General features: G+C 70.3%; 18 protein-coding genes. 1 reads left to right on the top strand and 17 read right to left on the bottom strand.

Going from position 1 to position 22,668, the window contains the following annotated elements; translation table 11 throughout:
* Window positions 1–42 precede the first annotated feature (42 nt).
* From JJ691_RS08045 to JJ691_RS08010, 8 genes are all read right to left on the bottom strand, one after another.
* Window positions 43–765: an AfsR/SARP family transcriptional regulator gene (locus JJ691_RS08045; RefSeq protein WP_211768157.1), complete on the bottom strand. Its 723-nt coding sequence runs from the start codon at window positions 763–765 to the stop codon at window positions 43–45.
* Between the two features lie 77 nt (window positions 766–842).
* The gene (locus JJ691_RS08040; protein ID WP_211768156.1) at window positions 843–2,465 is read right to left on the bottom strand and encodes a hypothetical protein; all 1,623 of its coding nucleotides are present in this window, start codon (window positions 2,463–2,465) and stop codon (window positions 843–845) included.
* Window positions 2,462–3,754: a hypothetical protein gene (locus JJ691_RS08035; protein ID WP_211768155.1), complete on the bottom strand. Its 1,293-nt coding sequence runs from the start codon at window positions 3,752–3,754 to the stop codon at window positions 2,462–2,464. Before JJ691_RS08035 ends, JJ691_RS08040 begins: the two co-directional genes overlap by 4 nt.
* Complete coding sequence (locus JJ691_RS08030) at window positions 3,751–5,685, bottom strand: ATP-binding protein (protein WP_211768154.1); 1,935 nt, start codon at window positions 5,683–5,685, stop codon at window positions 3,751–3,753. The genes JJ691_RS08035 and JJ691_RS08030 overlap by 4 nt, the downstream gene beginning before the upstream one ends.
* Window positions 5,678–7,147, bottom strand: a complete 1,470-nt coding sequence (locus tag JJ691_RS08025) for a hypothetical protein (protein ID WP_211768153.1) — start codon at window positions 7,145–7,147, stop codon at window positions 5,678–5,680. The genes JJ691_RS08030 and JJ691_RS08025 overlap by 8 nt, the downstream gene beginning before the upstream one ends.
* A complete protein-coding gene (locus JJ691_RS08020) occupies window positions 7,144–9,174 on the bottom strand; it encodes a phage tail protein (RefSeq protein WP_211768152.1) in 2,031 nt (676 codons plus the stop codon). The genes JJ691_RS08025 and JJ691_RS08020 overlap by 4 nt, the downstream gene beginning before the upstream one ends.
* Window positions 9,174–11,315: a putative baseplate assembly protein gene (locus JJ691_RS08015; protein WP_211768151.1), complete on the bottom strand. Its 2,142-nt coding sequence runs from the start codon at window positions 11,313–11,315 to the stop codon at window positions 9,174–9,176. Before JJ691_RS08015 ends, JJ691_RS08020 begins: the two co-directional genes overlap by 1 nt.
* A 19-nt stretch (window positions 11,316–11,334) precedes the next feature.
* Window positions 11,335–11,721 (bottom strand): GPW/gp25 family protein, encoded by a 387-nt coding sequence (locus JJ691_RS08010; RefSeq protein WP_211768150.1) that lies wholly within the window; start codon window positions 11,719–11,721, stop codon window positions 11,335–11,337.
* Window positions 11,722–11,799: 78 nt separating this feature from the next.
* On the opposite strand from JJ691_RS08010, the gene JJ691_RS08005 reads away from it, so the two are divergent.
* Complete coding sequence (locus JJ691_RS08005; RefSeq protein ID WP_211768149.1) at window positions 11,800–13,017, top strand: eCIS core domain-containing protein; 1,218 nt, start codon at window positions 11,800–11,802, stop codon at window positions 13,015–13,017.
* Window positions 13,018–13,158: 141 nt separating this feature from the next.
* Here the strand turns inward: JJ691_RS08005 and JJ691_RS08000 are convergent, their stop codons facing one another.
* From JJ691_RS08000 to JJ691_RS07960, 9 genes are all read right to left on the bottom strand, one after another.
* Entirely contained in the window at window positions 13,159–15,126 is a 1,968-nt protein-coding gene (locus JJ691_RS08000; RefSeq protein WP_211768148.1) for an eCIS core domain-containing protein, read from the bottom strand.
* Window positions 15,127–15,192: 66 nt separating this feature from the next.
* A complete protein-coding gene (locus JJ691_RS07995) occupies window positions 15,193–16,722 on the bottom strand; it encodes a hypothetical protein (RefSeq protein ID WP_211768147.1) in 1,530 nt (509 codons plus the stop codon).
* Between the two features lie 8 nt (window positions 16,723–16,730).
* Window positions 16,731–17,396, bottom strand: a complete 666-nt coding sequence (locus JJ691_RS07990; protein ID WP_211768146.1) for a phage baseplate assembly protein V — start codon at window positions 17,394–17,396, stop codon at window positions 16,731–16,733.
* Window positions 17,396–18,481: a phage late control D family protein gene (locus tag JJ691_RS07985; protein ID WP_211768145.1), complete on the bottom strand. Its 1,086-nt coding sequence runs from the start codon at window positions 18,479–18,481 to the stop codon at window positions 17,396–17,398. Before JJ691_RS07985 ends, JJ691_RS07990 begins: the two co-directional genes overlap by 1 nt.
* A complete protein-coding gene (locus tag JJ691_RS07980) occupies window positions 18,474–18,659 on the bottom strand; it encodes a hypothetical protein (RefSeq protein ID WP_211768144.1) in 186 nt (61 codons plus the stop codon). Before JJ691_RS07980 ends, JJ691_RS07985 begins: the two co-directional genes overlap by 8 nt.
* Entirely contained in the window at window positions 18,656–19,870 is a 1,215-nt protein-coding gene (locus JJ691_RS07975) for a CIS tube protein (protein ID WP_211768143.1), read from the bottom strand. Before JJ691_RS07975 ends, JJ691_RS07980 begins: the two co-directional genes overlap by 4 nt.
* Window positions 19,870–20,352 carry a phage tail protein gene (locus tag JJ691_RS07970; RefSeq protein ID WP_211768142.1) on the bottom strand — a complete coding sequence of 161 codons (483 nt, stop codon included), beginning with the start codon at window positions 20,350–20,352 and terminating at the stop codon, window positions 19,870–19,872. The genes JJ691_RS07975 and JJ691_RS07970 overlap by 1 nt, the downstream gene beginning before the upstream one ends.
* Window positions 20,345–22,204 carry a phage tail sheath family protein gene (locus tag JJ691_RS07965; RefSeq protein ID WP_211768141.1) on the bottom strand — a complete coding sequence of 620 codons (1,860 nt, stop codon included), beginning with the start codon at window positions 22,202–22,204 and terminating at the stop codon, window positions 20,345–20,347. Before JJ691_RS07965 ends, JJ691_RS07970 begins: the two co-directional genes overlap by 8 nt.
* On the bottom strand, window positions 22,201–22,665 hold the full coding sequence (locus tag JJ691_RS07960; protein WP_211768140.1) for a phage tail protein: 465 nt from the start codon (window positions 22,663–22,665) through the stop codon (window positions 22,201–22,203). The genes JJ691_RS07965 and JJ691_RS07960 overlap by 4 nt, the downstream gene beginning before the upstream one ends.
* Window positions 22,666–22,668: the final 3 nt, after the last annotated feature.

The raw sequence follows: 22,668 nt of genomic DNA, 5'->3' as shown, positions 1-22,668 counted from the left end.
GTGGCCTTCGATCCCGTCGTCAGGGCAGCCCCGACTGCCCGGTCAGGCAGCGTGGACCCGGGTGAACAGCTCGTGCCCCGGGGCCACGCCGAGTTCCCGGTCGAGCAGGTCCCGGTACACCTCGTAGCCGCGGCGGGCCTCGATCAGGTTGCCCTCGGCCAGATGGGCCTCGATCAGCGCCCGTTGCGCGCTCTCCCGCAACGGCTCGGCGATCACGGCGGTCATCGCCGCCTCCACGGCCTCGGCGCACCGGCCGACGGCGGTCAGCCGCCGGCTGAGCTCCTCCAACGCGTGCAATGTGCGCTGGCGGAGGCGTTCCCGCGCGGACAGCGCCCAGTCGTCGTACCAGCCGGGCAGCAGGTCCAGGGCGTCCGGCCACCACGGCGACAGCTTGAGGTCCTCGGCGCCGGCGCTGCGGGCGATCAGCCGGGCCGCCCAGTCGCCGACCAGTTCGACGTCGACCAGCACGTCCTCACGCAGCGCCAGGGACCACTTGTCGGCCTCGATCAGGTCGATGCCCGCACCGCGCAGCCGCCAGAGCGTGGAGCGCAGGTTGCCGGCGGCCCGGCCCTCGTCGGTGTCGGGCCAGAGCGCGCCGGCGACGTGCTTGCGCGCCATTCTCTGTCGATGCAGTGCGACGAACATGAGTAGTCGTTTGCTGCCCTCCGGCACTTCGTGACGATGCCCGCCGACCGTGACGTACGGACCCCGGAAGAGGTGCACGGCCGGATGGGCGGCGTTGAACAGTGGACTGAACGTGGTCATCGAGATCTCCCCCGAGATCGCCCCCGTTTTACGACCTATGGCGGAGAGTCTAGGAAGACCACGTCACGTCCTTGTCATCAAGCGGTTCCCGAAGGGGCAGTAGCCGAGACCACCACCACGATCGCCTCGACCGGGCCCAGCACGGCATGGATCTCCGGCATCTGAGGATTCGGCGTGAACGAGGTGCCCAGCAGCGTGGCCCGCGCCGCGGCCAGCGGCAGCCGGTCCTCGCTGCGCGCCACCCCCACCACCGTGATCTCCATGTTCTGGTCGGTCCTCGTGTCCCGGATGATCTGCTGGACACTCTGGTACACACCGGCTTCCGGCGACGCCCACGCGTTGACGGGGAAGCGCGCGGTGCCGATCGGCCGCACCAGGCTGCCGACCACGCCGGTCGCGGCCTGGCTCGGGCTCACCCCGGAACCCGCAGTGGTGTGGTACACCGGAACCACGTCGCCGCCGCTGGACGTGTCGCGGCTGCTGCGTCGGCTGCCCCGCGTGAACGCGACCCAGCCCAGGTCGCCGCCCTCGGGCACGAACACCTCGACCGGAACCGGATCCGGCAACGAGATTCGGTCCCGGTGCTGCGCCCGCTGCACGTGCTCGGCCACGAAATCCGGCGAACAGTAGGTGAAGCCAAGCTCCACAGCGGATTTTCCGAACAGGTTGCGGACCGTCTGCTCCACCCCGGTGTCCGACGCGGTCAGCGGCAGGTAGCCGGCCGGCGGCAGCTCGTTGATTCCCTGATCCACCAACGTCAGCGGCCCGGCGTCGGCCGGCGCGGGCCCGCTGAGCGCGCTGATCGCCGAGGTCAGCAGCTCCACCGGCGCGGTCTCGTCGTGCCGGGTGACGCCGTCCCGGGCCGCGCCCAACCACTGCACGACCTCGGCGATCGACGAGGCCGGCACGGCGGTGGCCACCACCCCGGCCAGCTGGGCCTGGAACTGGCAGATCTGGGCCAGGAACACCGAATCCGGCCGCATGCCCAGCCGGGACTGCCACAGCCGCCGGGCCGGCGCCTCCACCAGTTCCCGCCGGGCGATCCACTGGTCCAGCTGCAAACCGCCGGTGCCCCGCCACACCACCCCCAGCGGCACCACGTTCTGGTCGGTCGGCTGCGGCGTGCCGGTCTGCCACGGGTGGTCGTCCAGGCGTTCGGCCGAGCGCAGCCATGGCCCGCTGCCCGTCCGCTCGGCCTCGAAGTACTGCGAGGCCAGCCAGTTGCGCTGGTCCATGACCAGTTGGCCGTCGAGGCCGCCGAGCACGACCGGCGACAACTGCACCCGGGCCCCCTCGGTGAGGTTGGACCGGATGGTGCCGCCGTTGCAGGCGTCGTCGCACGCCGAGCCGTAGACGTTCTCGTCCCCGCTGGCCACCGCAGTGCCGGGGACCAGCTCGATGCGCCAGTACGTGTTGCCCGCCGGCGACAGGTGCGACAGGTCCAGGGTCCCGACCGCGTCCGACACCAGCGGCATGCCGTTGTGGTCGATTGCCAGGCCTGGCGTGACCTGGAGCGTCGAGGCAGTCAGCGTCAGGTCGTAGCCGTACACCACACCCGGACCGCCGCCCCGCGCCGCCAGGGTGGCCAGCGCCTTGGCGTAGTCCTCCATCTCGTTGAGATGCTGCGCCCGCAGGAACAGCCCGTCCTGGGCGTTGAGCCGCGTGACGCCGCCCGACAGGTCGACAAACGGGTTCGTCATGGCCTGGGCCTCCTCGGGAACATGATCACGGCGTCGCGGCCGTCGTCCTTGCCGGCGGGCGGTCCGCCGGCCACACCGGCCAGCGGCACCGCGGGAGCCACCCCGAACGCCGGCTCAGGGCCGGTGCCCCGCACGATCAGCCGGCCGGTGTCGTTGGCCAGCTGGTCGGCCAGCCGCACCACGACGGTCGTGCCGCCGTCGCGCACTTCGATGGTGTCCACGTCGTCGTCGGCCCACCCACGGTCCGGCGACAGCGAGGTGATCCGCACCGCCCGCCGCAGCGACCGGGCGTTGACCGGGGCCGTCACCCGGAACTCCAGGGTCCGGTCGTCCGTCCAATTCAGACTGTCCGGCAGCACCCTCGGGCCGCCGTAGTCCGGAGTGCCCTCCGTGCCGAACAGGCTCGGCGCCGTGCCGGCCGCGAGCTCCTGGATCACCGAGGTCGGCAGCAGTGTCGTGCGCGCCGACGAGTCGATGGCCACGTCGTCGATCTGGATGGCGCCCGACACCTCGTGCTGCTTGATCACCAGTCGCGCCAGCACCACGCCGGACTTCTCGTCGGTCGCCGGGAACAGCGAGAGCCCTTCGACACCGGCTTCGGCCGCCGGCTTGAGTTCGGCCGCGTCGGCGGCGGCCAGCTGGCGGAACTGGGCCAGCAGCACCTGGGCCCGGTTGCCTTCCGGCGCCGACATGACGGCTTCGATCGCCGCCAGCGCATCCAGGCTCGCCTGGTCGGTTCCGGGTGCGAGCAGCCCGAACAGCACCCGCAGCCGCCGATAGGTCGGCGGTGGTGACGTCCCGTCGTCAGGTCGCAGGCTGAGCCGGACGGTCTCCAGCACGCGCGAGTAGTCGTCGTGCTTGCGCGTGACGTCGCACGGATCGGCCAGCGTCGGCACCAACGATGTTGGCACGCAGGCGAAATCAGCCACCAGGGTCGCCGTGATGGTGTCGCTGGTGGGCTTCTGTGCGGTCACCCAGTCCATCAGGTTCAGGCACAGGCTCGTCTCCGCGAACAGCTCCCGCCCGTGGCCGTCCACGGCCAGGCCCGGCGACACGCTCAGCCCGTACTCGCCGCCCAGCGCCACCTGGTAGCCCCAGGCCACCCCGCTGCCGTGCAGCCACGCCGCGTGCAGCATCTGCTTGCCGCGCGGATTTCCCATCATGGTACGGAAGTCGTCCTCCCCGAGCAGCATGCCGAAGGCAACCCGCAGCGCACTGAACGGGTTCACCGGCAGGTCGGACTCGGAGCACGACTGGCACGGCGCCGCGGTGTCGTCACAGGTCGTCATCTCATCTCCTTCATGGGTTCGCCGGGAAAGGGCCGCCCGGCCTTGGCGTACTCCAGGCGCATCGCCGCGACGATGTGGTGTTGTCGCACGGAGTCGGCAGCCGCGGCCGCGCTGAACGCCGCGGCGATCGCGGCGTTGCGGATCCAGCCGCCGGGCACCGGGTACAGCCGCGCCAGCACGTCGGTGTCCACGTCAGCGCCGGTCACCGCGGCCGGCAGGTGCAGTGCCCACAGCCGGCGCCGGCACGCCTCGTCGGGCTGGGGGAACTCCACCACGAAGTCCATCCGGCGCAGGAACGCCGGGTCGATGTTGTGTCGCAGGTTGGTGGCCAGCGCCACCAGCCCGTCGAAGCGGTCCAACCGCTGCAACAGGTAGGCCGTCTCCAGGTTGGCGTAGCGGTCGTGCGCGTCGCCGACGTCGGTCCTGGTGGCGAACAGCGCGTCGGCCTCGTCGAACAGCAGCACGGCCTGGGTCCGCTCGGCCACGTCGAACACCGCGGCCAGGTTCTTCTCGGTCTCGCCGATCCACTTGGACACCACCCGGGAGACGTCCACGGTGATCAGGTCGGTGCCCACCGCGGCCGCGACCACCTCGGCCGACAGCGTCTTGCCGGTGCCGGGCGGGCCGGCGAACAGCAGCCGCGCGCCCCGGGAAGCCCTGGCGTGGTGGCGGAATCCCCAGTCGTCGAGCACGGTCGGCTCGTGCGCCAACCGGTCGACGGCGGCCCGCAGCTGGTCGGCCGGCTCCGCCGGCAGCACCAGGCGGTCCCAGCCCACCTCAGGCGTCGTGAGCTCGACCCCGGGCGGCAGCGCCACCCCGGCGCGGGTCCTGATCGCCGCCGAGATCTCCCGCACGCCCAGCGCTCGGCCGCCGAGCCGCTGCCGGCTGCGCACGTCCATCGCCGTCTGCGCGGTGAGCGCTGGGTCCAGCGGGTGCCGGGCCGCCAGCGTGGCGGCCCGATCAGCCATGTCCGGCAAGGCATGCCGCCATGCCGCACGGTGTTCCTCGTGCCGTGACCGGCCGATCGGCAGTGCCAGCAACGGTCGGCCGGGTCCGGCGCGGAACGAACCGGGGCCGGCGACGACGATCACCGGGCCCGGTGACGTCAGCTTCAGTTCGGGGGCGGGCTTTCCCTCCATCTGAGCCGTGAGCACGAGCACCGGCACCGCGTCTCTCGCCGCCGCGTGCGCCGCGAGCAGGGCGATGCCGGCGGTGTCCTCGGCCGACAGCCGCCCGGCGATCATGGTGACGTCGGCCTCGGCCGCGAGCGCCGCGCACCGGCCCAGGGACACGATTTCGCTGTCGGCTGTGATCAGCAGGGTTCGGGTTTCGTTGGACCTCAGGGCATTGACCACAAGTTGGACCTCGGACTGCTGTCGCCAGCCGGCCAGACCGGCCGGTGATTCGCCGATCAGCAGCCGGTCCATGCCGGCCGGCCAGGCGTCGTGGCCGTGCAGCGAATCCCACAGGCTCGGCGCGATCACCACGGACCGTTCGAACAGCGTGTCCTCACCGGTCAGGCGCACCAGTCCGTTGCACCCCAGGACACCCTCGTGCACAAGTCGCCGCATCTTCGCCCGGTCGCCGGATATTCCCTCCAGCACCAGGGAAGCCAGCCCGAGGGTCGGCCGTGCCTCGCCGCGGGGATGTAGTGCGCGGAACGTCCCGGCCAGGCCCTCGTGTTCCTCCGGCAGCCCAGCCAGAAGCAGCAGGTCCCGCTCGTCCTCGGTGAGCTGGAATCGTTGCGCCAACAGGTCGAACGGGTGTCCCGGCAGCGTCGGGGCAGCCATTTCCTTGGCCCACGTCCGCAAGAAGTCGACGGCCTCGCCGGCACCCGACTCCGTGCTGCACTGGGCCGCGAGGACATCGGCGATCCGGACCGCCAGCGTCGCGGCCCGGGCCGACAAGTCCCGGCTGATCGGCTCACTCATAGCGGTACCTCACGATCGCCCCGAGCCACGGCAGCCAGCCGGGATCGATGTCCAGGCCGGCGCGGCGCACCTCGATGTCAACCTCGTCCAGCCGCAGGACCACTTCCAACAGGCCTGGCTCGCCCTCGACGACACCGTGCCGCTGGGCCAGTTCCAGCGTTGCCGGCATCTCGTCCTCACGGCCGAGCCTGTGCGCGACAACCTTGGACCAGCGGGCCGCGTGCTCACGCAGGCTGCGCATTTCTTTTTCCGTCGGTGCTTTCTCATCGGGCAACGGCTCGGACGGATGTAGGCCAGCCAGCACGAAGGCGGCCGGGTCGTCCTCGGACAGCGGCACAAGCCGCTGCGCCAGGGCGTGCATGATCCACCTCAGCGGCCGGCCCGCCAGCACGGGATCATCGGCCAGCAACTCCGGAATGCCGGCTTCTTCCGCCATGGCCAGGAAAAACGGCAAGCCTGCCCACGCCGTTGACCAGACCGTGGCCGGCTCGTCGAGCGATACCGGCTCGTCGGTCGCAGCCGAGGTGCCCAGCAACCCTGCGACCTGCGCCACGATCCGTGACGCGTCGGCTCGGGCCAGTGCAGCCGGATCCCGCTCGGCGACGCTCAAAACTGCCAGCGCCACCAGCGTTTCCCGGTTTGGGCGCAGGCGGCTGGCGTTCAGCTGTGCCGCGAACGTCGAGTGGCGGTGCAACATCATCACAAGCGCCTGATCAGCGGTGACGGCTTCGACTACCGCTGCGGGCCCAGGCCGCGTGGACGCATTGGTGTCAGTGAAGACCGACGGCGTGAAACTGCCGATTGATTCCCATACCAATGTCGCCAGGGCGGTCCAGCCTTGGGTGCCGAGGGCCCTGGTCAGCGGGGCCAGCCCTACTTCCCTTACGGCGCGGGACAATGCTGCCACCAGGTGCTGCGGGAAACGGCGGGCCGCGGCGATGATCGCCGCGGTCGGCGAGTGGGCCGGATCGGGATCACCCGAGCTCAACAGGCCCACCTGCCGCCACGCCCACGCGTGACGCAACCGGCCGAGACCGACGCTGGCGATCAAATCGGCCAGGGCCCGCAGCTCGCTGGCGAAGTGCACGACCGTGACCGGGGCGCGGTTGTCCGCCAAGCGACTCTGTCCGGCCGACCCCGGCCCGACGCGGACCTGCCGGATCAAGGCGTTCGCGGTGTCGGCGCTGATCACCGCCTCGCTGCCCAGCGCGGACCGCAGCACCTCGACGACGGCCGCCGCCCAGGTGTCGGCCAACTCACCGTCGGGACGGCTGAAGTCCAGCGCCACCACCACGGTCAGCCGTTCGACACACCACAGTCCCGCTGGCAGGCCGGCGGCGTCCAGCGCCGTGTCCAGTCGACGCTCGGCGACCTCGGTCAGCAGCTGCTCAGTCCGGCGCGCGATCTGGTCGTCACCGCCGAGTGTGGTGCTGGACAGGCGGTCGATCGTCAGCGTGGTCATCCGACCCTCACCTTGCCCGCGACCGTGGTGTCGCCCACGGTCGAGCCGATCGCCGGCACACCGACCACGCCGTCGCCGCCGACCAGGGTGTATCCGACGACCGCCGGCGTGAACTGGGCCCCCGGGCCGACGAACGCGGTGAGCCGGACCAGCGCCTGCCGGCCGATCCGCATGCCGTTGCCGAGCTCGCACAGCTCGTAGCGGGTGTGCGCGGGCCGGTGATCGTCGAGAATTCCCTTGACCACCGCGAGTTGTTCGGACGTCAACGTGTTCGGGATCAGCACGGTGAACTGGTGCGCCGTCTGCACGAACGTGTCCTCGGTCGGCTCGGCACCGCCGACGCCCAGCGTGAACTCGCCGAGCGCCGGTGGTGCGCCACCGACCGCCGGCGCGGGCCGGCTGCCCGGGCGGTCGCCCAGCACCGCGCCGCCGGGGCCGCGCAGCTGCCAGCGCTCCACGATCGCCGGCTCGTATCCCAGGTATATCGACAAGATCCTGGTCAGCGCGGCCTTCGTGCCGCGCCGGCTGAACAGCGGGTACGCCTCCGCGATCAGCTGTCGTCGAGCCGTCTCCGGCCAGCGGCGGTCCAGCACCAGCCCGGCGAAGCCGGCCAGCCAGGACAGCGCCTCCTGCGGTGTCGCGGCCGGGTCCAGCAGGATCGCCCGCTGGGCGGCCCGCATGTCCATCTCGTGCAGCAGCCCCTCGGCCGGGTCGAGGAAACGCTGGAGGAAGTCGGCGTCACCCTCGTCCCGGGAGAAGATCCGCGGCAGCTGGGTGAGCAACTGATGGCCCGGCCGTTCCACCCGCATCGCCCGAACAGTGGGGCTCACGCGGTGGGTTCCGCTGAAGGTCAACCCGATCCACAGGTAGCGGCCGGGCGGCGCGGACACCGGAGCCTCATATGTCTCGAAGGTGTCGTCCGCCGCGATCTGCGCCCACGGCGTCTCACGGCCGGTGGGCCGACGGAACAACGGCATCGGTTGCGCCGACCAGAGCTGCTCCGGATCCGGTGCGTTGTCGTCGTCGCTGGTCAGGAACTGCACGCCCAGGCCGGCGCCGGTCGGGATGCACCCGTCCAGGAACAGCCGGCCCCACCGGTTTCGGTAGACGCCGCTGTCCAGCCGGTAGGTGATCAGCGCGCCATCGGTGTCGTGGACGGCGGTCGAGCCCGTCGTCCAACCGATGCCGTCCGGTGTCGTGAAAGCGATCCGCCCGGTCGGCGCCACGGCGATGGCCGCGCCGTCATAGTCCGGCGCCCCCAGCGGTTCCAGTTCCAGCCAGTCCTTACCGACCGGCGAGAACCGGCGCAGGGACTGGCCGGTCTGACGGGCGACGACGATCGTGCCGTCAGCGGTGACGTCGAGGTCGGTGGCGTCCGGCACCTCCAGGAGGATCTTCCCCTCCACTGTGGACACGACTGCGCGTGACGTCCACGGATGACGCCACAGCACCAGCAGCCCCTGCTTGGACATGGCAATCCGCTGCGGCACCAGGCCTTTGGTGCAGTCCGGCGCGACGAGCTCGGGTCCGGGCTTCGGTCCGCGGCGGCCTTCCAGCACCACCAACCCGATCGGGTTGTGCAGCAGCACGATCACTCCGCAGCACTTCGCCGCGATGTCAACGGGCTGCTGGCATTGCAGCGGGACCTTGCGCAGCAGTCGCCGGGCCACCAGGTCGACCACGTGCACCGTGTTCGCCACCGATTCGGCAATGTACAGCCGTTGCGCGTCGTCGATGGCAACGCCGAGCGGTCGACGCAGGACGCCCGGCCCCGGACTTGGCGAGGTGTTGTACCCGCTGGGGATCACCTGGACCAGGCCCTGGTCCGGCCGCGACCGGTAGGCCCGGCACCAGCGGTCGAACGCCAGACCGGCCGGCGTGTAGCCGCGCGGGCCGACCGGCTTCGGCGTGTCGTCCGTCCACTGCAGAGTGACGCCCTCGTTCGGGACCAGGACGGTGTGGTCGAACTGGCAGCGCAGCCACTGCTCCGGCTGCACCACCTGGCTGTAACCGCGGTCGCCGTCCATCAGCACACCTCGGGCGGCACCGGCACGACCACCGAGGTCGGCGGCGGTGGCGTGTACGCCTGGCCCGGGTCGAGCGGCTGGCCCTCGACCACCGTGATGTCGACGATCTGCGGGACTTCCCACGGCTGCAACGCGACCGTGCCCGAAGGCGGAACGACGAAGTCGCCGTTGTCCTGCTGGGTGGCGAGGATCAGGTTCTCCAGGTAGTCCACGCCGTCGACCTGCACCGCGACCGCCTGGAGCTCGGCCGCGCGGATCGTGCGGCCCAGCGGCCAGCCGTTGCCGTCGGGGCCGTAGGGCGGCACCGGGGCGAGGAACTGCCGCACGATCAGCTCGGCCCAGCGGCGGACCGCGTCCACCTGGAAGCCGTCGTGGACGTGCACGCCGATGGAGACCGCGATCTTGACGTAGGTCGGCGGGATCACGTAGAGCTCGGTGGTGAGCAGCCGGCGGGCGTCGAGGTAGGCCGCTACCCGGCTCAGCAGGCCCTTGTCCGGCAGCGGCGCGTCCGGCGCCCGCAGGTCCTCGGTCGGGAAGATCACCATGCTGACCACGCCCGCCGCCGGCACCTGTGGGTTGTCCGGGTGCAGCAGCGGCAGCGCCTCGGCCCGGGCCACGCCGGTGACTTCCCCGGCCAGCTCACGGAAATCCTCGGCGACGACGGCGCGGTCCCGGCGGTGCACCTGGCCCGGCACGCTGTCCATCGCCTCGGTCAGCGTGGCCGCGTCCGCGCCGCCCATCGCCGGCAGCGGGTTGCTCGCCTTGACCCCGCCCACCGCGGTGATCGACTTCGCCGGCACGTTGCCGGCCACGCCGCCGCCGTAGCGATAGCTCAGCACCCGGATCCGTTGCCCCTGCTGAGGAAGGCGCGGTCCGTTGAACGTCACCGTGCCGGCCGTCAGGTCCACTGTGAACGGTCGGTCGTCCGGGGTGCTGGCGATGAAGTCCTCGACCTCGGTCCAGTCGTGCCAGCCGTCGGCCTCCTCCACCTGGAGCTGGACCGTGTCGGCCAGCACCGGTCGCTGAGTGAGCCGGTACTGCTGGCCGGGATCGCCCGTGCCGGTGCCCAGCAGTTCCGGCGTCGCCGTCCGGGCCTGCACCGCCGACACCGCGTTCAGGCCGACCCAGCGCACCCGGCCGATGCCGTCCGCCGCCGTCGCCGGGCGGCTGACTCGCAGCCAGGCCACCACCAGCGCCGCCTGCTTCTCGTCATTGAGCGGGGGCGGGCTGTCCGCGTCCCCCTTGCCCTGACTGCCAGGGGTGAGCACCGGCATCGGCTTGGGCAGCTCCAGCTTGACCACGCCGTCCTCGACCAGGCCGGCCGTCGTGTCGCCCAGCACGCGCAGGTTCGTGAACGACGCTTTCCCTTGCGGTGTGGGCGGATTCCACAGCTGCCAGATCATCGGCGGCGGGGCCGTGTTCCGCTCGCCAAGCTGGAAGTCCTTGGGCTGGAGTGGCGACAGGGTGAACGACGTGATCGCCTGATCGAAGGCCACGCCAACAAAGAGAGTATGACCGGCCAACTGCTGGAGATCCGTGGTCTTCCGTCCCAGCAACGCAATCCACAGCGAGCCGTCCACTGTGGAGCTTACTTCCAATGACACCGCGTCCGGTGCCAGCGGATCCGCCGGCACCGCTACCGTCTCGTAGAACGTCGCGCCTGCGGCTTCCGCGAACGGAATCCTCGCCCTCGCCAACGCATCCGCCCGGCGCTCCCGCTCCGCCGCCGTCGCCGCCTGGGTGATCGGGGCCTTGCCCACCGCCACCGAGTCCAGCGGCCAGGCGTACACCTCGTCCTGCGTCTCGAACGACAGCGCGCCCGCCTTCGCCTCCGTGGCCTTGAGCACCTGCACCCCCGCCGCCACGTCCGTGTCCGCCGCCAGCAGGACCGTCGCCGACCGGGCCGTGCGGGGCTGCACGCCCAGCATGCGCAGGAACTCGATCCTCGTCGTGTCCGGGATCTGGTTGAAGCGGAAGAGCAGGGCCTCCCCCAGGTACGCGAACAGCTCCAGCAGCGCGATGCCCGGGTCGCTCTCGTTGTGGTTGGTCCACTCCGGGGCGTAGACCGGGATGCGCTTGACCAGCTCGTCGCGCAGCTGCTGGTACGAGCGGTCGTCCAGAATGGGACCGTTCAACGCCATTGTGCCCTCCGCCCGGCTGTTACCGCAGGTAGAACGGGTAGACCAGATTGTCCGGCCGCAGGTCGGCCAGCAGCGTGTAGGCGATCTCGATCCACACCAGCTCAGCCTCCTCCCCCGGCGTCACCGCAACGTTCGTCACCGAGATCCGCGGCTCCCACCGCCCCAGCGCGTTCCCGATGTCCTGCGCCATCGCCGCCCTCGTCGCCGGCGTGTTCGGCGCCATCAGGTACCGCCGCAGCCCGCACCCGAACCCCGGCGCCATCACCCGCTCCCCCGGCTCCGTCTCCAGAATCGTGCCGATCGCCTGCCGCACCAGCCCGATCCCGTCCACCATCCCGATCGCCCCGCCCCCGCCCGGCCGTACCGGAAACGGCAGCCCCCGCCCCAACCACGCATCCACCGTCATGCGGCCATCCTCAGCCCCCACCGTCACCACCCCGTCGCCTCAACGTTGTGGTGACGGTCCGGAGACACGATGCGGCCCATGCGCGAGTACAAGATTCAGCGGTGCGGCCTGGGGTCGTCGTGCGACTGCGACGACCATGACAAGGCCGCCGGCGTGCAGCGCGACATTCACCGCATCACCTCGTCCGGCGGGCAGCCACTGCCGCAGGCGACCCGCCGTCACATGGAAGGCGCGTTGGCGGCGGACTTCTCCGGTGTCCGCGTCCACACTGGTCCCGATGCCCAGCAGGCGGCCTCCGCCCTGCGCGCCCGAGCCTTCACGTCCGGGAACAGCATCATGTTCGCCGCCAACACCTATCAGCCCGGCACGCACGAAGGCGACCGTCTGCTCGCGCACGAGCTCGCTCACGTCGTCCAGCAGTCGTCAGGTGTACAGCTCGCGTCGATCGACGGCGGCGCCACCGACCCTCTGGAGGTAGCCGCTGACAAGGCCGCCGCGGCCGCCGTCAAGGTCAACTCACCCGAGCAGTCCACATCGAGCGATCTGCTCCGCCAACTGGAGATCTACGTCGCGTGGCACTACTTCGGCGGCAAGATCCCCGAGGCGATCGCCTGGCCCGTGCGCTGCGTGCTGCGTCTCGCCGTCACCGGCGGCGTCCCGTTCCTTGTGGTGTACCGGCTGGTCCAGGTGGTGTACGACCTCTACCGCCTGTACCAGAACAGTGTGCCCGGTGACGTCGATGCCAAGTACAAGCCCGACGCACAGGGCCGTCGCCCCTTCAGCGACCTCCTGCTCGAGACCGTGTCGCTCGGCGTGTTCGACCTGGTCAGCGACTGTCTGACGCCCCTCATCGCTTATGCCGCCCTCGCCTACATGAGGCAGCTGAACCGTCCGCACGCCGCCCAGTCCCTGTCCCACTACCTGGATGGTTCCGGCGCCGATCTGCGGTACGACGCCGAGCAGATGATGGCCGACCAGAAGTTCGCCGACGCCGTGCGATCCGTGTCCCGCGACCGCCAGCCCACCCCTCTCCGCCTCACCGACCACTCCTGGGCCGCCGACGACTGGTTGGACACCTTCGGCGAGGTCGACTTCGCCCAGGTCACCCTCCTCGACGACAGCGATCCCACCCGGGCCAAGGTCCACGTGGTCATCGCCGACCCCTACCAGTGGCACGCCGACGAGCTCCGCTCGATCCCGCTGGTCCACACCGTCATGGAGAACATGAAGATGAGCGGCGCCAAGGAATTCATCCAACGCGTCGACCAGATCGTCGAGGTGGACCTCACGCACTGACCTTCGGCCAACGGCCGGCTGTGCAGTCCGGTACCGACAGTGGCGTCCCGTGGCCTTCTTCACGCGGGCCAGCATCCAAGGACGCGGTCCCATTGGCCTGGGCGCCCGGCCCTCCCCGGTGCCGGACCTGTGCGACGGGCGCTACTTGTCCAACTGGTGGCCGGAGAGCTTGATCGTGCCGAAACTCCCGTCCAGCTGGCTGTAGTGAGCCGAGAACTGCACCACACCCCTGTCAGTCGCGATGAGCGCATATATCCTCTTTTGGGCCTGGTAGTTCTTCCCCAGCCCACCCGCGACGTCAGGATTCCCCTTCCTCGAATCCCTGCCCCACCACCACTTGACCACCGTCCAGTCGGCCGCACGTGACTGATCCCGCTGGTTCTCCTTGATGGCGGTCAGGATTTTTGTCTTCATGTCCGCCAGTTGGAGTGCCTGCACCGAGTCATCCTCTTTCTGAGCTTCCTCCCGTTCGGCCTCCTCCTGGTCCTGCCGGTCCTTCTTGGCGACCGCTTCCTCCATCTGAGCCCATTTTTCGTCCTCGGTGAGCTCCTTCCCGTCGCCCGCACCGGCCCGAGGCCGGTTCTCGTCGAGGCCGCCGGGAATGACCCGCAGCGCGGGCGATGGAGGTGTGGCGGTGTCGACGGCGGCATCGTCGGTGCCGGTCGCCTTCATGGCCTGGGGTTCGGTCGGCAACTCGCCATTGTCGTTCGCGGCGGGAGCCCTGGTGAAGGGCGGCAGGCCGTTGTCGTTGGCCGGGAGCTCCGGCGGCACGTCCTGTTCTGCCGCGGCTTCCTTGGGCTTGTCCAGGGCGTGCTGCAGGATTTGCCCCAGCGCGAGCGCAACCGCCTTCACGATCTTGTAGAGGTCGCGGTGCAGGATCTCGTCGCGGTCGGGTCCGTTCGCGGTCTTCAGGTCGTGGACGAACGTGACTACCTCGGGGGTCACCGTGAGAGCGCCGCTGAGCACGTCGACGCCGTAGATGAGCAGCTTGTTTCCGACGGACCCCGCTTTGAGGCCGGCCAGGTACAGCCCGGCGCCGACCACGGCGATCCAGAACTCGCGGCTGCGGACGTATCCCTCGGGATTCTTCTTGGCCGCCAGGATGATGGCCTTCGCGGCGTCGACGCCGCCGACGACCTTCAACAGCAGGTTCACCTCCTCGCCGCCGACCAAGGCCAACGCGGCCTGAGTGGCCACGATGCCGCCGATCTGGTGGAGTTCGCGGGTGCTCAGGGTCAGCGTCGAGCCCGGCAGAGGCGTGCCGGCTCCCTGCACGCCCGGTTTGCGGCCGGTGACATAGGCTTCCGCCGCGTCGCCGGCCTTGGTGATGAAGCCAGCCGCCGTCGGCAGTCCGCTGACCTTGTCGATCGCACCGGCTTTCTCGGCTTTCGCCCGAACAGCCTTCAGCACTGGTGCGCCGTCGACGGCCACGAAGTGGGCCGCGGCCCGCAGGGCCTCCTGGTGAGCCGGGGTGAGCCCGGCCGCGGCGGCGGTCTTGTCAACGATCTTGTCGACCACCCAGACCTCGGCGTACTGCACGGAGGCGATGGATTCGACGACACTGTCCAGCGCGGTCGCGACACCTTCACTGTTTCCGATGGTGGCCTCGGCGGTGTCCACCGCCGCTGCCTTGATCTTGTCCAGCAGTCCGTCGGTCCAGCTCTTTCCGGTTCCCGAGCAGGCGATTGCCACCGGTGTACTCGACTGGACCGCTGCCGGACCGCCGGTCACCGCGTTGATCGCCGCGCGGTCGGCGTCGGCTTCGGCAGCGCGATCCTGGCTGACGGACGACGAGCTGGGCGCACCGCCGCGCTGCTGGACGACATGGGCCAACTCGTGGGCGATGAGCGCCTGCCCGGGCACGGTCGCGGGTGCGTATGCGCCAGAACCGAACACGATACGACGGCCGACCGTGTACGCTCGCGCTCCCAACCTGTCCGCGGAGGCGGCCGCCGCCGGATCGGTGTGCACCTCGACATCGGCCAGTGACTGGCCGAAGGCGCGTTCCATCGGCGCCAGGACCGACCGATCGAGGGCCTTGTGCGCGCCCGGTTCCTTGCCCGACTGGGCGGCCGCTGACTGTCGGGCGTCGAAGCCGTAGTGGCTCATGGAACGGCAGACCTCCGATCGAGTTGGCTTTGACCCACACGGCGCGTCCAGCAGGTCATCTCAACGTCACGGGCCGGGACACAGCGGATCCGGCACGTACGGCTCGGGGACCGGTGGGGCGGGTGGGGTCTTTGGCTGGGGGTCGGCGTAGCCGGCGAAGTCGGCTACGGCGCGGGGGTTCTGTTGCAGGGTGGGGGCCTGCTGGAGTTCGTGGGCGATGGAGGGGCCCAGGCCCATGATGGTGTCCAGGCCGTCGGAGGCGGCCTGGCGAGCGGCTTCCTTGGCTTTTTCCTCGGGGGTGGTGGTCGGGAGCGGGGTGGCCAGGGTGTTGAGGTCGTGCGCGGTGTCGGCGAAGTAGGTGCGCAGGGCGTCGAAGGAGCCGGTGGGTAGCGGGGTGCAGAACCGCAGGGCGAGCATCCACCAGAGCTGGAACATGAGCACGACGATGGGCAGGAAGAGGTTGAAGACGAACATCGCGACGATCATGAAGAGCTCGATGGCGAAGGTGCAGGTGGTCGCGAACTGGTTGAGGGTGCCCTTGCCGGCCTTGAGGTTGGAAAGGTCGGAGTAGAAGGACATGCCGGAGCCGGCGGGTGAGGTGATGCGGACGCCGCTGGGTTGGATGCCGGAGGTGGCCTGGGCCTCCAGGGCCCGGAGGTCGGGCATGGTGATCGACACGGTGTGGTTCTTAGTGCCCTGGGGGTCGTAGAAGGAGGCCAGGCGGAAGGGCACCGTCGGGCGGCTCCAGTAAACAAGAGGAGGGCAGGAGCCGCGGTGCTGGCGGACGAAGCAGACGATGCGGTAGCTGGACTGGTCGTCGAGCTTGGGCAGGCCGTCGAGACCGTGCACGGGTGAGGAAGTGGGCAGGGTGCCGTACCAGAGGGAGCGGGTCTGCCCGGCGGCGCAGCGGCTGCCGGAAGGGGGCAGGCGCCACATGGGGATGGTGCACTCGCCGGCGGGGTGCTCGTCGGCGGTGACGTTCTGCCAGTGGCCGTCGATCCACGCCTGCTCGACGCAGGTGGACTCGACCTGGGCCAGGTCAGCGGCATGGTCCTCGGCGAACTGCTGGCGCTGGGCCTCGTCGGCCCACCACAGGGTGCGAATGTCCATTGCGGACTCACCGACGACCTCGCCGGGGGCCTGCTCGGCGGCCATGCGCAGCATGAGGTCCCGGGCCAGGCGGCGGATGGGGCGGCGGTCGCCGGCGACGTTGGTGACGATGCGGCGCATGACCATGCCGACCTCGATGTCACGGTGCGAGCCGGCCCGAGGGAGGCCGGCCTCGTCGCAGAAGACCTCGATGCCGACGGCGTAGAACCGGTCATGGCTGGGCTGGTACAGCTTGCGCAGCTCGGTGCACAGCATCCGGTGCCGGATGGCTCTGCCGGCGCCGGGAAGGCCGAGCGGAGCGGGATAGGACCACTTGTCCTCCTTGTCCCACTTGAGGTACGCGCTGGGGTCGGCCAGCAGCTGCCGGACGAAGTCGTGCCGGTCGTACTTCTGGATCACCGGCCGCAGCGCGCGGCAGTCGCTCAACGACAGGTGGTGCCGCTCCCGGTAGTACCAGGGCGCACGGAGCGCGAACGGGTGATCCATCGCTTACCTCACCAGATGTTTCCGGCGCCCGGGGTGTACGCGGGCGAGCTGACCAGGGTGGTGGCGACGAGCGTGTCGCACTCGACGATGCCGTCGAACACGGCCAGCGGCGCGTGCACCTCGACCATCGGCGTGGTCACGGTGACCGACACCGGCGCGGTGATGGAGATGCTGCCGGCGGCGTCGAAGGTGATGGTGCTGCCGTTGGCGTGCTCGATGGTGATCTGCTGGGTTCCGTCGTCCAGCACCACCTTGTGCCCGGCGGCCATGGTGATGCTGACCTTCTCGGCGCCGGCGGTGTCGTCGAACTCCAACTCGCTGTGGGTGCGGGACCGCAGCACCCGGATGTTGTTGGCGGACTCGGGAGTTCGGGGCAGCGACTCGCGGCCGTTCCACGCCGCGCCAAGGACATACGGCCGCCGCAGGTTGCCGGCTTCGAAGGCGACCACAACCTGGCTGCCCACCTCGGGCATGATCTGCAGGCCCTGGTCGTCGTCGGCGTACGGCGAGCACAGGGTGGCCCACGCCCGCACGGCCTGGTCGCCATCGCTGCCCAGCCAGGGAAACCGCACCTCGACCCGGCCGAGGTGCTTGTCGTCCAGGATGTTCGTGACGATCGCCGGGTACACCCCGAAGTAACCGGGCGCCGAGCCGTCGGCCGGGGTGGGCAGCATCAGGCCACCTCGTTCAGGGTCGCGCGCTCGGCCTCGAAATGGGTACGCAGCCCGTGCACGTTCTCGAAGACGTGCCGGACCCGCGTCACGTAGTAGCCGTCGCCCTCGAACGGCGCGCCGACCAGACGCAGCGTGAGCCGGCTTCCCACGGTCATGTCCGGGGTGCCCCGGGTCATGCCCTGCACGGTCACGAACCGCCGACCTCGTTGCAGCATCTCGGCTTTCGCCCACGCGCCGGCCTCGGCGGAGGTCAGCGCGGCCTCCCGCACGCGCAGCGTCACGGAGTCGCCGAGCACCTTGGTCACCAGCCGCGCGCCGCTGAGGCCGCCGGTGGTCTCCGCCTCGACGGCCTCGGGGCCGACGCGTTCGTCGATGACGTCCTTGGCGTCGGCGTTGTAGCCGGTGACGACCACGGAGCCGCGCTGGTGGGCGAGATCGGCGCACAGCCGGATGGCCAGAATCTCCTTGCCCTGCGTCAGACTCAGCGCAGGTGCCTGCCGGTGCGGGCGGGACTGCATGTGCAAGGTCTGCCCAGTGCACCAGAGCTCGGCCCTCATCAGGCGGGCCCGCTCGCGCAGGAAGGCCAGGTCGCTCTGATTGGCCTGCTGCACAACGTCATAGGTCGGTCCGTCGACGGCGACGTCGGTGTGCAGGCCGTGCTCGGCGGCGATCCGCTCGGTCAGGTCGGCGTCGCTGACGTTCTGGTACGTCCGCGACCGCCGGGTCATCCGCAGCTTCATCAACGCGTCCTCGGCGTGCACCACGACCACTGGCGGTTCGGTGTCCGCGTAGACGGCCTCGATCGCGGAGATGACGCCATCGAAGGCGTAGCGCTGATCGGTGCTCGGCCCGACGGTGACCGTGACGGTCCGGCCGAAGTCCAGGGTTTTCCCGTCCAGATACAGCATCCGACCCTCCGGGCCGGTCGCTCCCGGCCCGGCCGCGAGGAAGTGGGCGTGCAGCGTGCGCAGGCCCTCGACGCCTTCCTCGACCTCCAGCCGGATGCAGTCCCGGGCCAGCTCGCCGACCAGCGAACCGTCCACAGTGAACACCGGCCCGTCGAACGCGACCGCGGGGTCAGTCATCGTAGCCCTCCGACGCCGTGCGGCCGGCCAGCCGCGCGGCGTCGCACCGCAGCCCCTGCCACGACTCCAACTCCGATCCCCACACCTTCTGCGCCCCGCCACCGCCACTGCTCGCGGTCGACGCCGGCCCGCCGGTGGGAACCACGTCGCTGTGCAACTCGGCGACATGCACGCTCATCGGCACTCACCTCCCGGTCTCCACCTCATGGTCGTGGGCCGGGCGTCACGGGTGCGTTGCGTGCTGTCGGCGACCGGGTTCGACGGCGGCAACTGCTGCCAGGGCGGCATGCTCGGGCTGGACGCCACCGGCACCTCGCCGGCCCGGGCACGGGCGGTCACCCCGAGCTGGCCGCCGGCCTGCATCTGGGCCGTGGTCTCGGCATCGGCCCTGGCCCGCAACGGAATCGACGACCCATAAGTCAGGGACCGGGCATCCACCGTGGACTCGGTCTGGCCGACAGGTACCGCGAACGACGAGCGGGCGGCGACCTCGGCCGAGCCCGTCTGCGATGCCAGCACGGTCTGCTGCGCCTGTGCGACCCCGCCGCCGGCTGCGAGCGCGAACCCAGCGGCAGTCGGATCCGCCTGCACGCCGGCGAGTGCGCCGGACAATTCAGCCGTCACGCCGACCTGGGCTCCCGCGGCGAACCCGGCCGACGCGCCGATTCCCGTGCTCGCCGAGACGTCCGCGCCCAGCTGCACCTGGGTGCCGGCGGCCAGCGCGATCGGGCTCTGCAGGCCGTTCATGGCCGACCGCCACCCGGCCGGGTCCAGGTTGAGCCGGCTCAGCATCTGCTGCACGCTCTCGCCGGCCTGCGCGGCCACGACCCGGATCGGATTGAGGGTGCCGCTGGTGCCCAGCGCCCCGGCCGCCGCGGCGCCGAGCTGCTTCGCGGGATTGTCGTCCCGCACCGGCGGACCCTCCAGCTGGGCCGGCAGGGCCTCGCCGAAGGTCAGGCTCAGCTTGGCGTGCAGCGCCACCCCTGCGGCCGAGAAGTAGTCCAGCTCCTCGGTGATCTGTGTGAGGATCCCGTCGAAGGTCAGCGCCCCCCAGGTGAACCGCACGTTCGGCGGGGCCTTGGCCCGGTCGTTCTTGGGCGGCTGGATGAACTGGCGCACCCCCAGCGTCTTGACGCGAACGTCGGTGCCCTGCTCGGCGGTGTCGAAGATCAGGTCGAGGCTGAGCGTGGCGTACTCGACCGAGGAGACGGTGCGGACCGCGGTCTTGGTCCCCTTGCCGTTGTCGTTGACGTTGTTGCGCCGCTCGATGCGCAGCGACGTCGGGTTGAACTGGACCACGACCACGTCGCCGACCGGCTTCGGTTCGCCGGCGGTCGCCGGGTACTGCAAGGCTTGCAGGGTCGCCCGCTGGATGCCGTCGTCGACCATCACTTCACCTCCATCCGCAGACCCTCGTGCACGATCTGGAGTTCCTCGATGGCGATTTCGCCGGTGCGGGCGTTGAGCGTGGGGCCGGCCAGTTTGGCCGGCAGCCCGCGGGAGAACGACCATCTCGCGTAGGTGGTCGCGCCGGTTCGGTCGAGCACGTCGATGTGCCCGTCGTAACGGACCACCGGCAGCCGCCCACTGAGCATGTCGAACATCCACGTCCACAGCGTCGGATCGGCCCGGGTCTGGCCGACCAGCATGCCCCGCTTGAGCACCAGCGGCTGGAGCTTGACCCGGCCGACCATCCGCCGCACGGCGTTGTTGTTGCCGCCCTCGTTGTGCTCGCGGATGTCGGCCGCCAGCTCAAGCCCGCCGCACTCGGCGAAGCCGCCGTCGCCGATCAGGTTGGCCTCGCTGCCGCCGGTCTGGTAGAGCGACACCGAGAAGTTGAACGCCGGCAACAGGTTATGGGGTTCAGGCACGGTTGGCCTCCACTTGGACGGCGCCATCCGCGTCCTGGGTGATACGCAGCACCAGGTACTCCAGCGGGGTGGACGGCGCCACACCCACCTCGGCCACGAGCTGGCCCAACTGTTGGGACTGCGGCGGGTTGACGCTGTCCCCGGTCAGCACGAAGAAGCACTGCTGCTCGGTGTCGCCGGAGAACGCACCCTGGGCCTTCAGTCCGCGCAGCAGCTGTGTGATCATCTGCCCGAGCAGGTCCCGCAGCCCCGGCGTGTTCGGCTCGAACACCAGGAACTGGGCCTGCCGGGCCAGTGTGACGGCCAGCATGGTCATCAGCCGACGCACGCTGAGTTGCCGGTAGTCCGGGTCGCTGGACAGCGTCCGGGCCGCGGTCAGCCGGAACCCGTCCCGCTCAGCCCGGTACACGTTGACGCCGGCCAGGTGCAGCCGGTCATGCTCGGCGTCGCTGACCTGATCGCTGGCCTGCACCGCCCCGACGGCCAACTCGTTGGCCGGTCCCCACGGCAGCCCGTGTTTGATCTCCCGAGCGGCGATGATGCCGGCGGCGTAAGCGGAAGGCGGCACCTGGACGGCCAGCGTGTCCGGCCCGACAGCCACCAGCCACGGGAAGTAGGCGGCGGCGTAACTGGTGTCGAAGTTCGACCGCCAGCGGATCACCTCCCCCACCGGCAGCCCGAACGGCGCGTCCAGCAGTGCCACGAAACGTCGCCGCAGCACGGCGACGTCCACGACTCGTTGTTGCCGCAGCAGGATTTCCGCCAGGTCACCGGGATCACGGCCGTCGAGCAGCCGGTCCACCTGCGGCGGCGCGGTGTAGGTGATCGGCACCGAATCCGGGGCGCACGGCCGGAAACAACCGCAGGCCGGTGGCTTGTCCGGAGCTTCGGTGACCTGCGGCCCGGCGTCCCAACTCCAGTACAGATCGGGGACGACGAGCAGCCCGATCTCCGCGTTGCGGCCGGCGACGTCGATGCCGCGGTGCGGCTGCTCGCACAGCGGATCGTCCGCGGCGGCACCACTGAAGAAGCTGTCCCGGCCGATCTCCGACCAGCGGTCCTTGCCGTTGTGCGCCAACGACGACGTGACCGGCGACATTCCCGCGCCCGGTACCGGCAGCGGCTCTTCACAACCACCGGTCGGCCGCACGAGCCGGGAGTCGTCGGCCAGCCGCCGCAACAAGAACTGCGGGTGCTCGGGATGAAGCCCCAGCCCGGCAAAGCTTTCCTGCCGGACGAAGGTCGGGTCACCGTCCAGGACCGAGACGTCGGCCGTGATCACGGAGACTCCCCCGGCCCGCACCGGAAGATCCGTCACGGCGACCACCACACCGCCGTTGGCCACCACCGAGGTCACCCAGCGGAACTCGCCGGAGTCGGTCAGCAGCAACGACCCCGGCACAACCGTAGCCCCGCCGGGCAGCCGCAGTCCGTTGGCCACCGGTGTGGTCGTGATGTGCTGGGCCGCGGTGAACTCGATCGTCACGGCAAGGAGGTCGCCCCAGGAGCCTTCGTCCCGTGCCGCCAACGTGATCCCGTTGCTCAGCAGGTGTTTCGCCGTGGCACCGTCCGAGTCGCCGCCGACCGGGGCCACCCGGACGATCTGGGCCTTCGCCCCGCCCTGCGCGAAGAACGCCTGCACCGCGTACGGCAGCCGGCCCCGGCCCTGGAACGCCCCGAACCGCTGCTGGTAGTCCGACCAGCTGGACACCGCCACGGTCTCGTTCACCGGGCCGCGCGGCGCGACCCCGACGAAGGCGGTCACGTCCAGCCGCGTCGGCGTGAAGGAGGGCTCGACGCGTTGCGGGGACTGGTAGATCCCCGGCGCGCCGAGCCGGAGCCCGGCTGTCATTGCACCGTGGAGGTGAAGTCGATCTGCTCGGCGACCAGGTGCAGTTCCTCCATGGCCACCTCGCCACCGCCCTTAGCGGCCATCGTCGGACCGACCCACTTCTTGGGCTGGGCGTTGGTCAGCGTCCACTTGCACACCGTGTCCCGCTTCTCGTCCAGCAGCGAGATGATCACGGTGCGCGGGTCGAAGACTCCGGTCCGGGTCGAGGTCAGCCAGGCGAACAGGGACAGGTCGCCGACCACCCCGCGCTTGAGCGTCACGTCGTCGGTGGTGTTCACGTTCGCGATCTTGCGCACGTGGTTGACCTTCTCGTTGCCGTTGCGGTACTCGGAGAACTTCACCTCGTTGCCCAGCCCGCTGACGTCGGAGAAGCCGGCCACCACGCTGCTGGTGTCGGCGGTGGTGCCCAGCGCGACGGTGAAGTTGAACGCGCCGTAGGGATTCTCCCTCGACAAAGCCATCTC

The sequence above is a fragment of the Kutzneria sp. CA-103260 genome (assembly GCF_018263855.1).
Lineage (GTDB): Bacteria > Actinomycetota > Actinomycetes > Mycobacteriales > Pseudonocardiaceae > Kutzneria.
The sequence above is the reverse complement of the archived record's forward strand: the minus strand, read 5'-3'. Positions and strand labels throughout refer to the sequence as shown.